The organism is Acetivibrio cellulolyticus CD2 (assembly GCF_000179595.2).
In the GTDB taxonomy this organism is placed as follows: domain Bacteria; phylum Bacillota; class Clostridia; order Acetivibrionales; family Acetivibrionaceae; genus Acetivibrio; species Acetivibrio cellulolyticus.
Window position 1 is genome coordinate 600,064 of sequence record NZ_JH556658.1, and the last position, 22,915, is coordinate 622,978.

Below are 22,915 nucleotides of genomic sequence, written 5' to 3' on the forward strand. Positions count from 1 at the left end.
GGTAGCAATATGTTAGATGAAAATAATAAATCTATTGGTGAGAAACAGAACATTATGGAGTTTCTCCGTGAACTGGAAAATAAAAAAATCAAAATATGGACAGAAGAGGGTAAACTTCGTTATAAAGCCCCTGTGGATGCGATAAACGATGAACTTCTCAAAGAATTGAAAGATAATAAGGTTCAGATAATTGAATGCCTTGAAGCTCAAAATGAAGAAAAGCTGCTTTTGGAGTTTATCAGCAAGGTGGAAAAAAGAGATTACTATCCTTTGTCCTCTGCACAAAAGAGAATGCTGCTGGTCTATCATTTCAACAAGTATAGTACGGCATACAATTTGACACATGCTGTGAAAATTGAAGGGGAGTTTGATAAAAACAGACTTGTAGATGTTATTCAAAAGCTTACAGACAGACACGAATCATTGAGAACCTATTTTGATTTGGTGGATGGAGAGCATGTACAGTGTATTTGTGATCAATTAAAATTCGAGTTGGAATATGAAGATGCGGACGAGGCTCAAATTGACGAGGTTATAAAGGATTTTGTAAGGCCTTTCGATCTTTCTTGTGCTCCTTTGTTTCGTTACAAGCTGGTTAAAATAAAAAATCCGGGATCAAAGCCTGTTCATTATCTGCTTCAAGATATGCATCATATAATTTCAGACGGTATTTCGGCAGGAATTCTGGTAAAAGAGGTTAATGAACTTTATGCAGGAAAGAGCCTGGCTCCTCTGAATATCCAGTATAAGGATTATGTAGTATGGCAGGAGAGGCTTCTTAACGGGATGGAGGGAAAAAGGCAAAAACAATACTGGCTTAAAGAACTTGAGGGTTCTATCCCTATACTGAATTTGCCTACTGATAAACAAAGGCCTAAGGCTTTCAGTTTTGAAGGTGATCTTGTACATTTTGAAATAAGCAAAGAGTTAAAGGAAAAAATGCAGCAGAGAGCAATTGAAAATCATGTAACTTTGTATACCTATTTATTGTCTCTATATAGCATTCTTTTATCAAAATATAGTGCTCAGTATGACATTGCAATCGGTGCTCCAACCGGCGGTAGAGGACATGCCGACCTATATAATTTGATAGGTATGTTTGTTAACACTCTAGTTGTACGAACTTTTCCGAGTCCGGATAAGTCTTTCAATACATTTTTAAAAGAGTTGGGGAACAAGGTTTTAGATGATTTTTCAAATCAGGACTATCCCTTTGACTGGCTGGTAGAAGAATTGAATGTTAAGAGAGATCTTAGCAGAAATCCGGTTTTTGATGCCGCATTTGTACTGCAGAATATTAAAATCGATGAGGTTAAAGGTGCAGGACTTACAATTTCCGGGTATCCGGCTAAATCACAGAATGCTATTTTTGATATTACTTTTACAGCATATGAGCATGAAAATGGTATTACCATGGAAATCAATTATTGTACTAGTTTGTTTAAGAGAGAGACTATTGAGAGAATGGTCGGACATTATTTAAATATGTTAAACCAGGTGCTTGAAAAGCCTGATAAGCTCCTAGGTGACATTACGATTATATTAGACGAGGAAAAACAGAAGCTTTTATATGAATATAACGAAACTAAAGCCGGTTATCCTGAAGATATGAGCATACATGAGATATTTGAAGAGCAGGCACGTAAGTCTCCGGAGAATAAGGCTGTTGTGTTTGAGGATAAAGTACTTACATACAGTCAGTTAAATCATCGATCAAACAGCTTGGCAAGATTACTTCGTGAAAAGGGTGTAAAACGTGATACAATCGTTGGAATGATGATGGAAAGATCCGTTGAAATGATAGTGGGTATAATGGGGATTCTAAAGGCTGGAGGGGCATATCTTCCAATAGATCCAAACTACCCGGATGAAAGAATTAAGTATACGCTAAGTGACAGTGGAACAGAGATTCTTCTGACGCAGACAGAGCTTTTGGACAAGATTGACTTTAACGGTACTGTAATCGACTTGAAGGATGAAGCGGTCTACAGCAGAGATTGTTCGGATCTTGAACACATCAACGAACCTTGTGATCTGGCGTATGTAATTTATACCTCGGGTACTACAGGAAAACCAAAGGGTGCTATGATAGAGCACCGTAATGTAGTAAGGCTGCTGTTTAATGATAAATTCCAGTTCTCCTTCAGTGAAAATGATGTGTGGAGCATGTTTCATTCGTACTGTTTTGACTTTTCGGTATGGGAGATGTACGGAGCCCTTCTCTATGGCGGAGCCTTGGTTGTAGTACCGAAAATGGTGGCAAAAGATACGGGAGAGTTTTTGAAACTTCTGAAAAAGGAAAGGGTGACTGTATTAAATCAGACACCTACGGCATTCTACAAGCTTTCGGAAATGGAAGTTGAATCACCTGGTAATGACCTTTGCATACGTTATGTGATTTTCGGTGGTGAAGCTTTAAAACCATTGATGCTGGAAAGCTGGAATAGTAAATATCCCGATACAAAACTTATCAATATGTATGGAATTACTGAAACTACAGTACACGTTACATATAAGGAAATTGGTGAGGATGAAATAAAAAACAATATAAGCAATATAGGAAGGCCAATACCAACCCTTACCTGTTATGTTATGGACAAGAATATGAAACTTTTGCCTTTAGGTGTACCGGGTGAACTTTGCGTTGGCGGAGCAGGACTTGGCAGAGGCTATCTGAATCGTCCCGAACTTACAAAAGAGAAATTCCCACAAAATCCGTATATACCGGAAGAAAGACTTTACAGGTCAGGAGACCTTGTGAAGATGCTGCCGGGAGGAGAGATGGAATATCTGGGAAGGATAGACCATCAGGTAAAAATACGCGGGCATAGGATTGAACTTGGGGAAATTGAAGCTTGTCTTTTGAAGAATGAATATGTAAAAGAGGCAGTTGTTTTATTTAAGGAAGACGCTGATAATGAAAAATATCTCTGTGCTTATTTTACTTCTGACAAGGATTTATATGTTACAGACTTAAGAAAACATCTGGCGGAGGATCTGCCGGAATATATGATTCCGTCATATTTTATAAAGGTTGAGAAGATTCCTTTGACCTCAAACGGAAAAGTAGACAGGAAGGCATTACCGGAGCCTGATGGTATCATAAATACAGGGACAGAGTATCAGGCACCACAAAATGAAACGGAAGAAAAGCTGATTGAAGTCTGGAAGAGAGTACTTGGTGTTGACGGAATAGGAACCACTCATAACTTCTTTGATTTGGGAGGCCATTCACTTAAAGCAACAGTACTTGTGTCAAAGATTCATGAGGCAATGGACGTTGAACTATCGCTAAGTGAAGTATTCAGACTTCCGACAGTTAAGGAACAGGCTGAATTTATAGATCATGCTGCAAAAAATATATATACATCAATAAAACCTGTGGAAGAGCAGGAATATTACCCTGCATCGGCGGCACAAAAGAGGATGTATCTTATAAATCAGTTTGAAGGTATCGGTACTGCATATAATTTACCTGGAATGGTTTTGATTGAAGGAAAACTTGATGAGGAAAGATTATCACAAGCCTTGAGAGAAATTGCAATAAGGCACGAAGCATTGAGAACATCCTTTGAAATGTTGGGCGGAGAAGTTGTACAGAAAATTCATAAGGATGTGCATCTGGTATTGGAGCATATTGAAAAAAATGCAGGAGAAAATCCTGAAAATTATATAGAAAGATTTATGCGTCCCTTTGACCTCGGAAAGGCAACTTTGGCAAGAACCGGACTTGTAAAACTTGACGACCGAAGACATCTTTTAATGTTTGATATGCATCATATTATTTCAGATGGCGTATCGATGGAGATCATCACAAGTGAAATTGCACCCTTATACAGTAAAAAAGCATTGCCGGAGCTTACGATTCAGTATAAGGATTTTTCAGTATGGCAGCAAAAGCTGTTCGAGTCGGGAACGATAGCTAAGCAGGAAGAATACTGGCTAAGTACATTTGAGAGTGAAATTCCCGCGCTTAACATGCCTCTGGATTATCCGAGACCTGCGATGCAAACCTTTGAAGGTGACAGCATATACTTTGAAGTTGAGGGTGAATTGGCAGAAGGCTTAAGAAATATAGCGTACAATACCAAAAGCACATTGTATATGGTTTTGCTTGCAGCTTTTAATGTTTTGTTGAATAAATACACTGGGCAGGAAGATATAATAGTGGGTTCACCGGTTGCCGGAAGACGTCATGCTGATTTGCAGGGAGTCATTGGTATGTTTGTAAACACACTGGCTATGAGGAACTATCCTGTAGGTGACAAGAATTTTATTGAGTTTTTGAAAGAAGTTAGGGTAAATGCGCTAAAAGCTTATGAAAATCAGGATTACCAGTTTGAAGAATTGATTGATAAGCTCAATATTCATAGGGATATGAGCAGAAATCCACTTTTTGATGTCATGTTTACAGTACAAAACAGTGAAATGGGTGGTATTGAATTTGAAGGTATAAAGCTTGTACCGGCAAACTTTAAGTATGGTATAGCAAAATTCGATATGACGCTAACAGCAGTTGAATCCAAAGACAAGATTAAATTTGTATTGGAATATGCTTCAAAGCTTTTCGAAAGAGAAACAATAACAAGATTTGCAAAGCATTTTACAACACTAATTGAGGAATTTGTCAGAAAGCCTGAAATCAAGATAAGTGAAATCGACATACTTTCAGATTCTGAAAAGAAAAAGTTGCTGTTTGAATATAACGAAACTAAAGCCGGTTATCCTGAAAATATGAGCATACATGGGATATTTGAAGAACAGGTACGTAAGACTCCGGATAATAAGGCTGTTGTGTTTGAGGATAAAGTACTTACATACAGTCAGTTAAATCAACGAGCAAATACCCTGGCAAGGTTACTTAGGGAAAAGGGTGTGAAACGTGATACAATCGTTGGAATGATGATGGAAAGATCAGTTGAAATGATAGTGGGTATAATGGGGATTCTAAAGGCTGGAGGGGCATATCTTCCAATAGATCCAAACTACCCGGATGAAAGAATTAAGTATACGCTAAGTGACAGTGGAACAGAGATTCTTCTGACGCAGACGGAGCTTTTGAACAAGATTGATTTTAATGGAACTGTAATCGATTTGGAAGATGAATCGATTTACAACAGGGACGGTTCGGACATTGAACACATCAACGAACCTTGTGATCTGGCGTATGTAATTTATACATCGGGTACTACAGGAAAACCGAAGGGTGCTATGATAGAACACCGCAATGTAGTAAGGCTGCTGTTTAATGATAAATTCCAGTTCTCCTTCAGTGAAAATGATGTGTGGAGCATGTTTCATTCGTACTGCTTTGACTTTTCGGTATGGGAGATGTACGGAGCCCTGCTATATGGCGGAGCCTTGGTTGTAGTACCGAAAATGGTGGCAAAAGATACGGGAGAGTTTTTGAAACTGCTGAAAAAGGAAAGGGTGACTGTATTAAATCAGACACCAACAGCATTCTACAAGCTTTCGGAAATGGAAGTTGAATCACCTGGTAATGACCTTTGCATACGTTATGTGATTTTCGGTGGTGAAGCTTTAAAACCATTGATGCTGGAAAGCTGGAACAGGAAATATCCCCATACAAAACTCATCAATATGTATGGAATTACTGAAACTACAGTACACGTTACATATAAGGAAATTGGTGAGGATGAAATAAAAAACAATATAAGCAATATAGGAAGGCCCATTCCAACTCTGACATGTTATGTTATGGACAAAAATATGAGACTTTTGCCTGCAGGTGTACCTGGTGAACTTTGCGTTGGCGGAGCAGGACTTGGCAGAGGCTATTTGAATCGTCCTGAACTTACAAAAGAAAAATTCCCGCAAAATCCATACATACCGGAAGAAAGACTATACAGGTCAGGAGACCTTGTAAAGATGCTGCCGGGAGGAGAGATGGAATATCTGGGAAGAATAGACCATCAGGTAAAAATACGCGGGCACAGAATTGAACTTGGAGAAATTGAGGCCAGGCTTTTAAAGCATGAGTCAGTGAAAGAGGCAGTAGTTTTGGTCAGGGAAGACTCAAATCAGGAAAAATATCTGTGTGCATACTACGTATCAGATGAGGAATTGTATGTAACTGACCTTAGAAAGCATCTTGGAGAAATACTACCGGAATATATGATACCATCATACTTTATACAGGTTGAGGCGATTCCACTGAATTCAAACGGTAAAGTAGACAGAAAGGCATTACCTGAACCTGATGGCAGCATTAATACCGGAACCGAATACATAGCGCCTCAAAATGAGACTGAAGAGATGCTGGCTCAGATTTGGATGAAAGTACTTAAGGTGGAAAGGGTAGGAATAAACGATGAGTTTTTTGACCTGGGCGGAGATTCATTGAAAGCTGTACAGGTTGTAAATGATGCAGTGGCTCAGAATATCAGTATTGATTTAAAACAGATATTCAAGTATAAAACCATTGCACAAATTGTTCAAAACATAGATTGTGATCAAAATGAAGATGAACAGAAAAATGGGGATATTATAAAACTCGAGGATCGCTGGACTACTCCAACGCCTTTCATAGTTGATGAAAATGATGTAAAAGAACTGAAAATGGAAATACAAAGGGAAGTCACAGTTTATTTGCATCGTGCATTGCCGCTTTGCGTAGTTCTTGCAGACCCTTATCTTCAACCGTGGTTTAATGAGCATTATGTAAATATCTTTTCACAGAGAGATAAGGATGGGTACCTATCACTAGAGTACATGGAACTGTGGGGAAATTACCGCGAAGTTATAGGTGAAGTTTCACAGGGTGCAAAGTTAATGGAGAAAGTGCCAGACATAATCGAATTTGTCAGGGAGCAAATCAGCCGGGGATATTATTTAAGCATTTCAGTAGATGAATACTATCTGCCGGGAAAGATAAGGTATCAAAACACTCACTTTATCCATCATGAACTGGTATATGGCTTTGATGACAGCAGGAGAGAAATAAAGGCTGTTGGATTTGATCAGGGTGGAGTTTTCAGTGGGATGACTTTTAGATATGAAGATTTTGTGGAGGCTTATGAGAAGGGTAAAGCTTACTATGACGAGTCGGCACCATGGACTTCAACAACGGGAACACAGCTCTTTTTCAGCAATGGTTTTGATAGACCGTATCCATTCAGAATAGAGGAGTTTTTAAAGAAACTTGGGGATTACCTGTTTTCTAAAGGTGATGATGCTATAATATATTGCTGGGGAATTGCTGAAGAAAGTGTAAGTTACGGATTTGGAGTAAATGAGCTTGTATTTAAAGCTTTGGAGGATTTTTTACAGGGCAAATTCCTGACAGATTACAAGGCAGTTCATCTTCTGACAGAGCACAAAAAACTGCTGGCAGCAAGGTTTGAGTATATTATCGGATTATATGGAATCAAAGGCCGTTTCCTCGAACTGTATGATGAATATTTAAAAGTGGTTGAACAGTTTAATGATGCAAGGCTCAAATTCTTTGGACTTCAGTTTGATGTGTCCTTGGAGGAAATTCATGAATTCGGTCAGGAAAAGGTGGATGAATTTGTACAAATGCTTGGGATGCTGAGGAATGCCATAGATTCAGAGAAAACTATACTTATGGAAATGTATAAAACTTTGAAAGAAATGTTTATGAATAGAGATTAAAAGGAGAAGACTTTTATGAGCTTGGAAAGAATAAATTTGGCAGTAACAAAGTATTGTAACTTAAGATGCCGTATGTGCGACTATCCTTCGGGTAAGTTCTGGACAAATGCTTTATCGAAAGAACAAATAAAAGACTTAATTCGTGAAGCTGCAGAGCTTGGTGTAAAGACTGTAGAGCTCTCTGGCGGTGAACCTATGATGCGCAAAGATATCTATGAAATAATCTCCTTTGCTGCTTCACTGAATCTAAAAGTATTTATGGCTTCTAACGGAGTTTTGATAGGGCCTGAAGAAGTAAAAAAACTGCTGGATGCTGGCCTTACGCTTGTAACATTTTCTCTTGAAGGTCCGGAAGAGTTAAATGACAGTATAAGAGGTGCCGGGAATTTCAAAAAAACCATGCAGGCAATCAAAAGTTTCCTTGGCTATCGTGAACAAATTCCTGAGCTTGAGGTTATGGTTGGAATTGTTCTGTCAAAATATAACTACAAAATGATAGCAGACTTTTCAGAGTATTTGTTAAAGGATGTTGGAATAAATTCTATTTCTATAAATCCCTTTAACGCCTCGATGTTGTCTGAAAAGAATAGGAAGCTGAGGGAAGCTGAGTTTAAAATAACTTCTGATATGATGCCTGATTTAAAAAATGAAATACAAAAGTTAGTGGATTTAAGTAATGAAAATCCGGACAGGATGCCTGCTGCTGCATACTTGGATAGAATTCCTGATTATTTCTCAGGTAAAAAACTTATTCCTAAAAACGGGTGTAATATACCTCAAAGTTTTTGCGGAGTATCTTCGGAGGGAATGGTATTTACCTGTTGGCACAGCCAATCTGTAGGACATTTGAAGAAAAACCCTCTGAAAGACATAATTAATTCAGAGGTTCAGAAAAAATTTGTAGAAGATGCTATGAATAGCAAGTGTAACGGCTGCCTTTCCTCATGTTATTTTGATATGTATTCCGAGGCATAGGAAGGTGAGCTAATGTTCAAATACGGTATTGTAACAAACGAACCGGAGACTAAAGTAAATAATGAGGTGGCCAATGCAGTAGGCTTTTACCAATGGCTCAATGTATTTGCCGGAAAAGTTTTTTTTGCAGATGATACTCTATCATCCTTAAAAGACGGTGATTTCGATTTGATCCATGTTCGACTCACCCCGGAGAACTTAAGCTTAATTTCGGCGATAAGGATAAAGTTTGGAGAAGCATGTAAGACAAAGTTGGCCGTTAGTATGGATTATCATGTTGAAGCTTTTAAAAATGCCGGTTTTGATTTTGAAATTTTAAAACAGGTATTATCAAAGGCCGATGTGGTGTTTGGAACGGAATATACGATTTGCAGGGAACTTGAGAAATATACCTGCAAGGCTGTTTATGAATTGCCTCACCCAGCAGATATTTCAAGACTTAAGGCTTATGCCGATCTTAGAAAAGGTAATGAAATTCTGAGTATACTAGTGGATGGCAAAGTAAGATATACTTTTTTGGAGAGATATTGGACGAAAAAATTCGGCTTGAAATTGCGGTTTGTTTTTGTTGGACAGGTAAAGGAAAAAGAGGTTGAAAAGCTAAAAAGGAAAAAGGCTCAGATAGTGATATGCAAAAGTGAGGATGAATTTTTAAAGGAGATTATAAAGGGAGCTATAGTTGTTCCAGGTAAAGCTTATGATTATGGAAAGTGGACGATTTATGCAGCTGCAACAGGTGGAACAGCAATTGGAAACATGCATTTTGATGCCTCAAGAAGATGTTACCCTGTTTTGTATATAAAAAAAGAGAGATTACTGGATTATTTACTGACTTTCCATTTTGGATCAAGCGATACATCAGTTATTCAATATATACGAGAACATGCTCTGCACAAAGTTCATCACTTTAGCTGGGGCAATATGCAAAACAGGCTTTTGTCTCTTTTGACAAGAGAAACAGGTGATTTGAGGTTCGAAAAATATATTAACTCATTGGATACTAATGAAGGAGGCCCTGTATTCTTAAAAGACATTTATTACCTCTATGGAAAGAAGACGTTTTCTCTTAAAAGGGATGAATTAGGTCTTGTATGTCTTGTAAAGAATGGGATGGGATATATTGAAGCGTTTTTACGGCACTATAGAACACTTGGAGTTAAACATATGGTGTTTGTCGACAATGGATCAACAGACGGTCTGCTTGAATTTTTGAAGGATCAGGAAGATGTTACTGTCTACAGAACAGATCTTTTGCACAAGCACTATGAGAATGAAATGAGGCGGACAATCATCGAAGCTCTTTTCAAAAACAGCTGGTGTCTTAGTGTTGATATTGATGAACTGTTTGATTATCCTGCTTCCGAAAGTGTTCCCATGTCAGGATTTCTTGAGTACCTGAACAGCAATCATTATACAGCAGTGATTTCCTATATGCTGGATATGTTTTCAAAAGGGTCTGAGTCCGATAAAAAAGAGGAACTGACTCAGAAGTATTGCTACTATGATATATCAAATATTCAAAAGAGTGATTACTTCAGCCAAAACCTCAATTACTGCAATTACAATGTTTTATCGGATAAGTCTATGAAGTGCTACTATGGTGGCGTGAGAAAGAGCAGGTTTAATCCGAAAGGAAGCGTATATATGCTGATAAAACATCCGTTGATGTTTATAGATGAGAAATTGGAGCCGGTCACAGACCCTCATTACTGCAACAAAGCATACATAGCCGATGTAAACGGAGTGCTGAAACATTACAAGTTTACCAGTGAGTTTAAAGATCGGCTGGACCGTATGGTTGATGATTATAGTTACTACGGGAAAAATGAACACGAAGAATACCGCAGGGTGCTGAAGGAGGAAGGCGACATAGTATTTTATTCACCTTCAGCCAAAAAGTTTTCAAGTGTGAACCAATTAGTTGAGTCCGGGTTTCTGAAAGTATCAAGGAAGTACCTTAAATATATTCAAAGTGTTAAGGAATAACTGAAATATTACTTCGGATTTTTCACCTAGGCTGGTCGTTACGCTTCGCTACACTGCTCGCCTATGCGACCTAGGCCTCTTTGGAACAAACAAGGCCGGAGTGAAAATATAGCCGAAGTTATATTTTCAGTATTCCTAAGGAATAGCAGGGAAGGAGAATTATAATGGACACCATCAAGGTTGTTTCCGCAAGCGACAGCCAGTATGTTCAGCATCTTGCTGTTACATTTGTTTCGCTCTTGGAAAACACTTCAGAAAAAAAGAGAATTGAATTCATTGTGATTGACGGTGGAATGTTGGAGAATGACAGGAAACTACTTAAGGAAAGCATAGAAAAGTATGGATGCAATCTGAATTTTGTTAATGTTGATGAAGGATTCTGCAGAAAATTTGCAGAGAGTCCTTGTGCAAGCTATGCTACCTATTATCGCATATTTTTGCCTGAGCTGCTGGATTCGTCAATAGAAAAAGTGTTGTACCTCGATTGCGATATTGTTGTAAAAGGAGATATAGCAAAGCTTTGGGAGACCGATATCACCGGGAACTATTTAGCAGCAGTGGAAGATGTGGGAGTTGAATACAGTGGAGAGTTTGGTAAAAAGGTCAAGGAAAACTTGTCCATGGATAGAAAGGATATATACTTTAATGCAGGGGTTCTCATTATAAATCTGGATTTATGGAGGCAACATGGTATATCCGATAAGATTTGTGATTTTTTGATTCAAAATCCCGATAAAGCTCCTTTTGCTGATCAGGATGGACTAAATGCTGTTCTTAGTGGCAAGTGGGTACCTTTATCTCTCTTGTGGAATCAACAGGTGGCACTCTGGGAGCACTTTGATGATGGGAAGCCGCTTGATCAGGAAATGCTGGAATCTTTACATAATCCTTTTATAATTCACTATACAAGCAGTTTTCGTTCAATTACGAAGCCATGGTTTTACCTAAGTACACATCCTTTAAGTGATGAATATTACAAATACTTAAAAATGACTCCATGGAAGGATTTTGTCCCAGGCGACCGTAACTTTGGAAGCGTATTGGCTAAAAGTTTTTTAAGCACTCCTCCGGGGAAGATTGTAAATAAATATCTGAAGTATATTAACGATTTTTACTTGCATGACAGATTTCATATGCCTGAAAAACTGGCAAAATCAAATTTGGTAAAAGTTATTTATTATATACTTTTTCCGATTGGAAGATGTTTTATGGTTTCATCTATGGCTATTGCAGAATGGTCATATTATATGGAAAGGAAAAGCAGAACATCCGGCTTCAATATTTTTGCAAAGCTGCTCAATGCCATTTTGCTTCCATCTCGTTTACTTATTCCTGCTTATGCAAGGACGTATTTGAGAGAGGAGATTGCAGATGATAAGAAAACATGTCCGTGTTGTGGGTATAAAACTATAAAACAGGAGAAAAACGATGTCTGTCCTTTATGCTACTGGCAGTTTAATAAAGCACAGCAGAAAAGTCCAGACAAGTCCGACGGGGCAAATGAGATTTCGCTTTCTCAGGCCAAGGTTAATTTTAAAAAGTTCGGTGCTTCTCAAAAGAAGTTCCTTTTTACGGTGAGCAAACCGAGATTTTATCATGAAAAGGGAGAAGCTATTTAAGTAATTAGTAAAGTGTGAGAAATATCAAAATAAAAATTTTTAAATTGGAGGAATAATAATATGAAAAAGATTGCGTTTTTATTTCCCGGACAGGGATCACAATATATTGGAATGGGGAAAGAACTTTGCAGCAAATATGCTGTTGCAGACAGAATTTTTAATCAGGCAAATGAGGTGTTGGAATTTGACTTAAAAAAATTGTGCTTCGAGGGTGATATGGAAGAACTCACTAAAACAATTAATACACAGCCGGCACTTTTAACTCTAAGCCTAGCCGTATTTAGGGCATTTACCGAGGAAACCGGAATAACACCAAATTACCTGGCAGGACATAGCTTAGGAGAGTTCTCTGCATTGAGCTGTAGCGGAGCAATAAACTTTGAGGACGCTTTAAGAATTGTTCGTCAGAGGGGAAGGTTTATGCAGGAAGCCGTTGGTATTGGCGAAGGTGCAATGGCAGCTGTAAGCGGGATTGATAAAAGATTCATTGAAGAAGAGTGCCAACTTGCATCTAATGGTGAAAAAATTGCAGTTGTTTCAAACTACAACTCGCTTGATCAGATAGTTATTTCGGGGCACAAGGAAATTGTTATCAAGGTTGGAGAAAAGCTAAAAGAGATGGGTGGAAGATATACTCTGCTGAAAGTCAGTGCTCCTTTTCACAGTCCATTAATGAAGCCGGCTGCAGTTTTGCTAAAAGAAGAGCTTTCGAAATATACTTACAATCCATTAAATTGGCCTGTAATTTCAAATGTAACAGCTCAGGAATACAAAGGAAAAGAAGAAATAATTGAAAATCTTTCACAACAAATTGTAAAGCCAGTACAATGGCAGCTTTCAATGGAGTATTTAAAAAATAATGGAGTTTTGGAAGCTGTTGAGATGGGACCCAAAAACGTATTGACAAACCTTATGAAAAAGAATGTACCATCAATTCCGGTTTATCCGTGTGAAACCAAAGCGAATATTCTTGATATAGGAAGTCAGCTTAGTGCAAGCAATTCTGACAAAAATGCTGAGCTTACAAATAAAAAACTGTCATTTATTACGAAGTGTCTTGCAATATGTGTTTGTACTAAGAACAGCAATTGGAATAATGATGAATATCAAAAAGGAGTCGTTGAGCCTTATAAAAAACTTCAGGAACTACTTAATTCACTTGAAAAAGAAGGTAAAGAGCCGGGTATGAGTCACCTTCAGGAAGCATATGACGCATTACAATCTGTTTTAATGACTAAAAAGCTTCCTCTCGAAGAAAGAATGAGCAGAGTATATCAACTATTGGAAGAAACAGACGCAAAGGAATATTTCACAGGTTTGGAACTTGGTGCTGACTATACAGCATAAATTTATAAAGCTGTTTTTTATATCTTGGCGGATTTTAAAATACAGCGAGAAGTTGTCTGCAACACCTGACTGTATGGAAATGCTTGCAGATAAGGTGTTGCATAAGACTCAAGTTTAATAAAGGGTATAAAGAAAGATTCAGATTTGTGGAATTTTTCTTGTAAAATATATTCTATTTATGGTATTTTAGAATTTGGTGAACATTGTGCATTTACAGCTTTTATCAGCTTAGGAATAGCTGAAGTTATATTTTCAGTAAGAGGCGATAGATATGGAATTTTCTACAATGGGGCAGAGGTTTTACCCGGGATACAATATGAATCTTTCTTACACAGATTCAAATGTGTTCCATTGCGACTTAAAAAACTCTAATGTTTTTAAATTTGTGCTTATTACAAGCGGAAATGGTATTGTTAGTTTTAATGGAAAACGTCTGGCTTTTACATCTCCATCGATTTTTTGTATGAATGAAAACGAAGATCCTTTTCTTGAAAAGGGAGATAATATAAAAACATTATGTCTGTTTTTTCAACCTAGCATTATAAACAGCTTGTACAACTATGCCAATATAAGAGATAACAGTCTTAAAGGGTTTGATAGTTATGATACAGCTTGGCTGAATCCATATACTGATAGAACCAATAGTAACCTTGGCTATATGGCTTTAAGTCTTGCTACCGCCAGCAGGATTAAAAATCTTATCGAACTTATTAACAGTGAACTTACGGAACAAAAAGATGGAAGTTGGCCTTGCCGCAGCAGGTCATACCTGCTGGAGCTGATGCTGATTACTGAAAGGAGTTTTTCTTCAGCACCTAAGGATACTTTAATATTACCGGATAATAATAATATCGATGATATTGTTATGTATATTTTTTCAAACTACCAGCAAAAGATTACTTTGTTAGAATTAAGTAAAATCTTTCATATAAACAGAACATCAATGAATCAGGCATTCACAAAGATGACTGGTTTTTCAGTAATGACCTTTCTGATAAGGCATAGAATTCAAGTTGCACAACTGCTGCTCAGAGATACCATGCTTACGATTTCAGAAGTATCGGAACGGGTTGGTTTTAATGATTTGACCCATTTTACGAGGATGTTCAAAAAGTATGCAGGGGAAACTCCATCGGATTACAGGAAAAAGAACTGCTGGATGTTAAGTTTATATTCATAACTCAACTTTCCTACAAATCATAATTACATGTAGATGGTAGGAAATTATTAATTAAATTATTATCTTATACTATGTTAATGTATAGATAATAATTTAATTAATGTTATAATGTGGAAATAATTCGAACTTGAACCAATAATCTTTATCAATTCTGTGAAATCTAAAATATTATTTATCAATTCACCTTTCCTAAAAACAAAAAAATCACAAAATACTCGTAGAATGTATAAAAAATCTTAAAATAAATCGTCTTAATATGGGAAAAAATACAAAAGTTTTACGAAGTTTGTATAAATACTTTAGGAAACATTTGCGTGTAAATAAACTGTATAATAATAACAATTATAGAGGTGGCTGTAATTTTATACAAAAATTTTGATTTGGGTTCTTTATTAGAGCTCTTCCAGTACATAAAGCCTCTTGCTAGCGGTTGCTTCCAGGTCTTGGAAAGAAAGGCGGATATTATAGCTGTTGTCCATAATGACAGATATTTCGATCATGCAGATAATTTAATTAAGATGGAGTCAGGACTAATTATTTAAAGGAGAAAACCATGAAAAAACAATTTAGGTTTACTTATATAATTTGCATTGTATTTGTTTTGATTTTTATATTTAACTTGTGTTTAGGTATGAATAAACTTGATATTAGTTCAACAAACAGCTTTAAAGAGCTTGAAGAGAATATCAGCAATAAAACCAATTCTTTAATGAATGAGTATAATATCCCTGGGGCTGCCATAGCATTTATTAAAGATGGCAAAATAGACTATATTAAGGGATTTGGTCTATCAGATAAGGAAAAAGGTACAAAAGTTGATAGAAATACAGTCTTTCAAGTAGCTTCAAATTCCAAGACTGTATCTGCTTGGAGTGTATTGAAGCTAGTCTCGGATGGTAAATTAGATTTGGATGCAAATGTAGATAAATATCTTACAAGATGGAAAATTCCAAAATCGAAATATGGAGATGTTAGTATAACGCTAAGAGAGTTGCTTAGCCATACGGCAGGACTATCTCAAGGAGCGTATATAGGATATTCTATTGATGAAAAGCTTCCAACCTTGGAAGAATCCCTATCCGGAGCTACAGCAGGAACATCTGGGCTGCATTTGATAATGAAACCGGGAACAAAATATAAATACTCTGGAGGTGGTTATACATTAGCACAGCTGATTGTAGAGGAGACAACCGGCTTGCCCTATGCAAAATTTGCAAGAGAAAATGTATTGCGTCCACTTTCTATGAATGATAGTGATTTTGAATGGAACCCTCAAATGAAAACAAAAATTGCAAAAGCTTATGATTCTTTTGGGAGAAGCCTTCCTCAGTATGTATTTACTGAAGAATGTGCAGCTGGTTTATATACTACAGCTGCTGACTTTGCAAAGTTTGTCGCAGCAAATATAAATATTATGAAAGGTAGTTCAGATTATATTTTAAATAATGATGCTCTATCAGAAATGCTGACACCTATAAAAAATGACTATGGATTAGGTTATATTATAAAAAAGCTTCCTGATAATACAAAGCTCGTATATCACGGCGGTACAAACAGGGGATGGCGGTCACAGTATGCATTTCTACCTGATAAAGGTGATGGAATTGTTATTCTCACAAATAGCGACAATGGTGCTCAGCTTCATATGGATTTGTTATGCATGTGGACAAAGTATGAAACGGGTTACTATCCTTTATTTTACATAAAAAATATAACACTAAGAGCATTAGTTAAATCAATTGCATGCACATTGTTTTTATTACTTTTAATGCTCATATTTAAATTTAAGAATAAGACTGGACCAAAACCTTCAATTAAGCCTTCGACAATTTTACCATTTGAAATAATAAAATGCGTAGTCTTTGAATTATTTGTGATTCTGTGGTGGCTTGTGTTTTATACAGGGGTGTTTTCCGGTGGTTGGGAATTAAACTCTTTAATGCCAGCAGGATTTTATTGGTTGACTATTTGCGTTCTATGCTATGGGCTATATTTTATTGCTAAATGCTTTGTAGAAAAAATTGTAAAACAAAAAATCACAAAATTTACGCAGAATGTGTAAAAATCTTAAGATACCCGTCTTATTATGTAAAAAATACTAAAATTTTACGAAGTTTATATAAAGAGTTTAGGAAGTAATTATGGATGAAAATCGTGTATAATATTGTCATTAAAGGTAACAGGTTATACTTATGTAAAATAAAGGAGGGAGAAGTTTTTTTGGAAACATATAATTTAACACATCCACAGAAAAGAGTATGGTATGTTGAAAAACTTCATTCCGGGATGCCTATTTATAATATTGGGGGATATTCAAGGTTTAACGGGGAGATAGATTTTGAACTGGCCAATAAGTCAATTAATATATTTATTGAGAAGAATGATGGAATAAGGCTGCGTATTATGGAGCAAGGTGGGAAAGCGGTTCAATACATAAACGAGTACATTTTTAAAAACATCGATTTTTTTGATTTCAGTATTTGTGAAGAACCTGAAGAAGCATTGAAAAAGTGGCAGCAAGATGTGATGGAAAAACCTTTTGAGCTTTTAAACAGTGACCTGTACTATTTTGCAATATATAAAACCGGCAGCAATAATTCGGGAATTTTTATCAAAATGCATCATATTATTTCGGACGGATGGTCAGTAAACATAATGTCAAAGCAGGTATTTGATGTTTATAATATGCTTTTGAACAAAGAAGAAATATTACCTGAAATTAAACCTTCATATATTGAATTTATTGAAAGTGAAAGGGCATACATTGCTTCTGAAAGGTTTCTAAAGAACAAGGCTTTTTTTGATGGTAAATTCCAAGAACTGCCGGAACCAATCTTTAATAATGTTACACGGGATATAAGGGGAAAAAGGAAGTATTTTCAGATAGATAACTCTCTTACATATAAAATAAAGGAGTACTGTACTAATAACCGTGTATCGGTAAATGCTTTTTTTGTTTCGATAGTCGTGGTATATCTTAACAGGATTGCGCAAAAAAGGGATATAGTAATCGGTACACCGGTTTTAAACAGATCAGGTCGAACAGAAAAAAATATATTTGGGATGTTTACAAGCAGCATGCCATTCAGGTTTTATTTAGAGAATGGAATCGAGTTACATGAGCTGATAAAAGCTGTAAACGAAGAGCTTAAAAGCTTTTATTTTAACCAGCGGTATCCGTATGACCTTCTGGTTAAGGATATCTCGGCACGGGATGCATTGTTTCAGGTTTGTGTAAATTATTACAATACTGCCCTTGAAAACAAGGTGAACGGCGCAAATGTTGAGTTTACCGAACTTTATAACGGAAGTCAGTTGTATCCGCTTGAGATCATAATTAAGGAATGGTCAGGAGAAGGGAAACTTGCGCTTGAATTTGACTATAAGCTTGAGGATTTTAGTGAAAGAAAGATTGACAGCATGTTTTTTTCGCTGGAAAAAATGATTGGACAAGTACTTGAGAATGATTCTGTAAAAGCTGAAAGAATTGAAATCCTGTCAAATGAAGAAAGAGATTTTCAACTGAACAATTTTAACTCAAAGCATGCCGCATATCCTATGGATAAAACGGTAATCCAGCTATTTGAAGAGCAGGTGGAAAATACACCGGATAAGACAGCTCTGATCTGTGAGAATGAAAAGCTTACATATATGGAGCTCAATGTAAAAGCAAACAGGCTTGCAGAGGTTTTAAGAAGCAAAGGGATAACCAGGGAAACAATTACAGGCCTAATTGTGAACCATTCAATTGAAGCTGTTATAGGTATTTTGGGAATACTCAAGGCAGGGGGAGCGTATTTGCCTATAGATCCTTTGTACACCGGACAGAGAAGGACGTATATGCTCGAAAAGGCAAAATGCAGGCATATTGTTACAGATTGCATGGAGAATATCAATTTTGATTTCGATGGAGAAATTGTAGACCTAAAAAGAGATGAAGCATTTAGTGGTGAAGGTCTGAACCGGGAAAATATCAATAAACCCTCCGACTTAGCATACGTAATTTATACCTCGGGTTCAACAGGCAATCCTAAGGGAGTCATGATTTCGCACAGGGGACTGGTAAATTATATTTGGTGGGCAAAGAAGATGTATGTGAAAGATAAAAATGACTCTTTTGCACTCTACTCATCATTTTCTTTTGACCTTACGGTGACTTCGGTATTTACGCCGCTTATTTCCGGATGTACAGTCCACGTATATAGTGATAATAAGGATGAGTATGTGCTTTATAGAATAATGAGGGAGAATAAGGTCAGCGTTATAAAGCTAACTCCGTCCCATATGTCACTTATAAAGGACTTGGACAACAGAAACTCTTCCGTAAGAAGGTTTATTGTGGGGGGCGAGGATTTAAAGGTAAGTCTGGCAGAAAGCATATATAAGAGCTTTGGCAATAACATAGAGATATTTAATGAATATGGTCCTACAGAAACAGTAGTTGGCTGCATGATACATAAATATGACTTTGTGAAGGACTGTGGGACTTCAGTGCCAATTGGAATTCCGGCAGATAATGTTCAGATTTATATACTTGATGAATGTTTAAATCCTATGCCTGAGGGGAGTATAGGAGAGATGTACATATCCGGTGATGGGGTTGCTAGAGGATACTTGGAAGAAGCGGAACTTACAGCACAAAAATTTTTAGACAACCCGTTTATCCCGGGAAAAAGGATGTATAAGACCGGTGACATAGCATGTTTTATTGAGGGTGGAGTAATAGAGTATAAAGGAAGAAGCGATCAGCAGTTAAAAATCAACGGTTACAGGATAGAACCCGGAGAAATTGAAAGCAGGATACTTGAGATAGAAACAGTTTCAGAAGCCGTGGTAGCAAGCTCTAAAGATGATAAAGGAAGTATTTGCCTTTGCGCATATATTGTTGTAGCTAAAGGCGCGGATTTGGACGAAATAAAAAAACATCTTTCAAGGTGCTTGCCGGAATATATGGTACCACGCCATTTCTTCATTATGGATAAAATACCTCTCACTCAAAACGGAAAAGTTAATTTGAAGCTATTGCCTGTGCCTACGGCAAAGGAGCTTGATATGGAGGAGTATATAGCTCCAAAAGGAGAGCAGGAAAAAATTCTTATCAATAACGCAAAAGAAATACTAAACGCAAGTGAGATTGGTATGAAAAACAATTTCTTTAACCTGGGAGGAGACTCCATAAAGGCAATTCAACTTGCAGGTAAATTGAATGAGAAGGGCTTTTTGCTAAGGGTGAAAGATATTTTATCAAATCCGGTATTTATGGATATGGCATTGTGCATTGAAGAAAGTTCGAAGTGCAAGGAAACGGTATCTCTTGAAAAAACTTTTGAACCTTCGCCTATAATCAAGTGGTTTCTATCACGTAATTTCACTGAACAAAACTATTATAACCAGTCCGTTCTGCTTGATTTTAAGGCTGATCTTTCAAAAGAGGACCTTGAAAAAATAATGGAGGTTCTTATAAAACACCATGATTCATTAAGACTCAATATAGACTTTAATACCGGCAAACTGTTTTGCTTTGATGAACAAAGTGCACAAATAGAGGCAGGATATTATAACCTGTCAGCCTTGGGGAAGCAAGAACAAGAAGCATTGATGCTAAAGCATTGTACAGATATTAAGTCCAGCATCAATATAGAAAAAGGGGTTTTGCTTAAAGGATGCCTGTTTGAATTGGGGGAGAAGGGAAGAAAGGTTTTTCTTACGGCACATCATATTGCTGTTGATGGTGTTTCATGGAGAATATTGCTGGATGATTTTTCAATACTGTTTAAAAAACTTCAGAGTAAAAACAGTTTAAGCCTTACACAAAAGAGTGATTCAATACAGATATGGAATGCTGCCATGGAAAAATACTTTAAAACATCGGTTGATAAAAGTGAAAAGTACTGGATGGACATTTCAGGTAAAACGTTTGCTTTTCCTGTGGACAAGCCTTCTGTAAATAATTCTGTGTTGTTTTGCGATACATTAAGTTTTTCCATAGATAAGAGTATGACTTCCAAACTTATTTTTGACACAAAAAAAGCATATGGTACAAAGCCTGTAGAACTTATGGCAGCGGCATTAGGACTTTCTATATGCGAAATTTCGGAAAACAACGAAATAGTTTTTGTGATGGAAGGCCATGGAAGAGAAGACCTGCTTGAAAATGTTGATATTTCAAGAACTACAGGTTGGTTTACGAGTATTTATCCTGTAAAGCTTAAAATAGAAGGTTCTGACCTGTCGGCACAAATAAAGTCGATAAAGGATCAATTGAGGCAAATACCGGACAACGGGGTGGGATTTGGGTTTTACAGGTTTGAAAAGAAATGTAATTTTGAGGATGAAAAGTATATAAGGTTTAATTACTTAGGGGAAATGGACGGCTTTAAGGATGAACTTTTTAATAGAGCAAAGGATTGTACAGGTCCGGATTCAGGTCTTAGAAATAATATGACAGCCCTCCTAGATATAAATGCCATGCTGGAGGAGGAGAAATTAATTGTAGATATAACCTACAGCAAGAATCAATTCGAAAATCATACCGTGTCCGGTTTTGCAGCAAAGTTTAAAGACAATCTTGAGAGAATAATTGACCACTGTGTCGGAAGAGAATTTAAAGAGTATACAGTTACAGATTTTGAACTGGTAGATTTATCACAGGATGAGCTTGATGGGCTTTTGTCAGAGATTGAAACTTAGATACAACATATCAAAAAAATAAAATCTTTAGGGAGAATATCATGGAAAAGATAATATGCAAAAAATGTATTTTGCACTCAAAGGTGCCGGAGGTCACTATAGGGAATGACGGAAATTGTGTTTTCTGCCAGATAAGCAGCCATGTTACAGAAGAGATGGCAAAACAAAATGCTATTTACCTTGAGAAAAGGATGCTTGACATATTTGAAAATGTGAAAAAGCAGAAAAGGCCATTTGATGTGCTGGTTTATTTCAGCGGAGGAAAAGACAGTACTTATGTGCTCAATTTAATGAAGAACAAATACAAAATGAATGTTCTTGCATACAGCATGATCCAGCCATTTGTAACAGAGGCAGCGAGGAACAATATGGATCAGATTGTGAAAAAATTGAATGTTCAGGCAGTCAAATTCTATATGGATGAGGAAGTGTTCAAAAAGGGTATGGCATATTCACTTATGCATGGTCATGAATATGGTATGACTGAGTGGGTTGGCTGTCAAATTTGCGGATATTTTACCAAATGGGTTGGCATTAAACTTGCGATGAAGCTTGGTATACCTCTCGTCATAGATGGTATGGATAGTGCTCAGGGTGGATATGGAGTAATAAATGAAGGCGAACAGGTAATTCAAAGGCTGAAAAATGGGGTTAAGCCATTTGGAAATGTTCATGACCTGATAAACGATGCACTGGGAGAAGAATGGAAAAATAGTTTATATTATTTTGACAAAGAAGAAGTGCTTAAAGAAAAATATCCTACTGCCATGTCACCATTGTGTTTTGTTGAATATGATCCTATGTACAGTTTTAAGAATTTAGAGGAAATGGGGATTTCCTTCAAGCAGTTTAAAAGCCTTAACACAAACTGCGAGCTTTTGTATCTTCTTGATTATATCTCCATGTGCAGGTATGATTGCGATTCTTACATTAAGCTTTATGCCTCAGGACTAAGAAACAATTACGATACCATAGAGCAGCTTGAGATTGAAAAAGCGGAGCATAAAAAGCAACTCACTCGGAATGAAATGATAACCTTACTCGATGAATACAAGGAAGTACTTTACTATGTTATCGATCATGAGCTTTGTGAAACCAATATAAATGATGAACATAAATCAAAGATAATGGGTCTTTTAAAGCTCAGTATTGAGATGTTTGGGGAGGAAACACTGGAAAAACTTATGTTAAGGGTTTTGAAAATGAGAGGATATGCAAAATATTTAGGTATTAACCTTAAAGAAATAGATAGATCAAATACTGGCGCAATAGCTTCAAAAGGAGAAGTTACACAAATTTATTAATAGATAAATATTCTATAGGCATTTGCAAAATGACTTAAAAAATCAGATGTAAAAAGTTAGAAGAGATGTAAAATGGACTTTGATAACTTAAGAGGGATATATGTTAGTGATTTGACTGAAAAACCAGAACCTTGTTGATGAAATTACAGCACAAATAAGCTTATGTATAAGACATAAGT

General features: G+C 36.7%; 10 protein-coding genes. All 10 read left to right on the forward strand.

The genetic code is table 11. The annotated features are described in order from the left end of the window. Positions 1-9: 9 nt before the first annotated feature. Entirely contained in the window at positions 10-7,635 is a 7,626-nt protein-coding gene (locus ACECE_RS28060) for a non-ribosomal peptide synthetase (RefSeq protein ID WP_010249932.1), read from the forward strand. A 15-nt stretch (positions 7,636-7,650) separates the two neighbouring features. Next, a complete protein-coding gene (locus ACECE_RS0218495) occupies positions 7,651-8,610 on the forward strand; it encodes a radical SAM protein (protein ID WP_010249934.1) in 960 nt (319 codons plus the stop codon). Between the two features lie 12 nt (positions 8,611-8,622). Further along, entirely contained in the window at positions 8,623-10,596 is a 1,974-nt protein-coding gene (locus tag ACECE_RS0218500) for a glycosyltransferase family 2 protein (protein ID WP_010249936.1), read from the forward strand. Between the two features lie 164 nt (positions 10,597-10,760). Beyond that, entirely contained in the window at positions 10,761-12,215 is a 1,455-nt protein-coding gene (locus tag ACECE_RS29595; protein ID WP_010249938.1) for a glycosyltransferase, read from the forward strand. 60 nt (positions 12,216-12,275) lie between these two features. Next, the gene (gene fabD / locus ACECE_RS0218510) at positions 12,276-13,562 is read left to right on the forward strand and encodes an ACP S-malonyltransferase (RefSeq protein WP_010249940.1); all 1,287 of its coding nucleotides are present in this window, start codon (positions 12,276-12,278) and stop codon (positions 13,560-13,562) included. 271 nt (positions 13,563-13,833) lie between these two features. Then, a complete protein-coding gene (locus tag ACECE_RS0218515; RefSeq protein WP_010249942.1) occupies positions 13,834-14,742 on the forward strand; it encodes an AraC family transcriptional regulator in 909 nt (302 codons plus the stop codon). A gap of 380 nt (positions 14,743-15,122) precedes the next feature. Next, entirely contained in the window at positions 15,123-15,284 is a 162-nt protein-coding gene (locus ACECE_RS32660) for a hypothetical protein (protein ID WP_162862585.1), read from the forward strand. Between the two features lie 89 nt (positions 15,285-15,373). Beyond that, the gene (locus ACECE_RS28070) at positions 15,374-16,804 is read left to right on the forward strand and encodes a serine hydrolase domain-containing protein (RefSeq protein ID WP_162862586.1); all 1,431 of its coding nucleotides are present in this window, start codon (positions 15,374-15,376) and stop codon (positions 16,802-16,804) included. 158 nt (positions 16,805-16,962) lie between these two features. Continuing rightward, positions 16,963-21,432 (forward strand): non-ribosomal peptide synthetase, encoded by a 4,470-nt coding sequence (locus ACECE_RS0218525; protein WP_162862587.1) that lies wholly within the window; start codon positions 16,963-16,965, stop codon positions 21,430-21,432. 41 nt (positions 21,433-21,473) lie between these two features. Then, positions 21,474-22,736, forward strand: a complete 1,263-nt coding sequence (locus ACECE_RS0218530) for an adenine nucleotide alpha hydrolase family protein (RefSeq protein WP_010249947.1) — start codon at positions 21,474-21,476, stop codon at positions 22,734-22,736. The last annotated feature ends 179 nt before the right edge of the window (positions 22,737-22,915 follow it).

Bases quoted from the DNA above. Each gene is read 5' to 3' on its own strand.
- ACECE_RS0218515 (WP_010249942.1), top strand. From the start codon at position 13,834: ATGGAATTTTCTACAATGGGGCAGAGGTTTTACCCGGGATACAATATG.
- fabD (WP_010249940.1), top strand. From the start codon at position 12,276: ATGAAAAAGATTGCGTTTTTATTTCCCGGACAGGGATCACAATATATT.
- ACECE_RS0218500 (WP_010249936.1), top strand. From the start codon at position 8,623: ATGTTCAAATACGGTATTGTAACAAACGAACCGGAGACTAAAGTAAAT.
- ACECE_RS29595 (WP_010249938.1), top strand. From the start codon at position 10,761: ATGGACACCATCAAGGTTGTTTCCGCAAGCGACAGCCAGTATGTTCAG.
- ACECE_RS28060 (WP_010249932.1), top strand. From the start codon at position 10: ATGTTAGATGAAAATAATAAATCTATTGGTGAGAAACAGAACATTATG.
- ACECE_RS0218530 (WP_010249947.1), top strand. From the start codon at position 21,474: ATGGAAAAGATAATATGCAAAAAATGTATTTTGCACTCAAAGGTGCCG.
- ACECE_RS0218495 (WP_010249934.1), top strand. From the start codon at position 7,651: ATGAGCTTGGAAAGAATAAATTTGGCAGTAACAAAGTATTGTAACTTA.
- ACECE_RS28070 (WP_162862586.1), top strand. From the start codon at position 15,374: ATGAATAAACTTGATATTAGTTCAACAAACAGCTTTAAAGAGCTTGAA.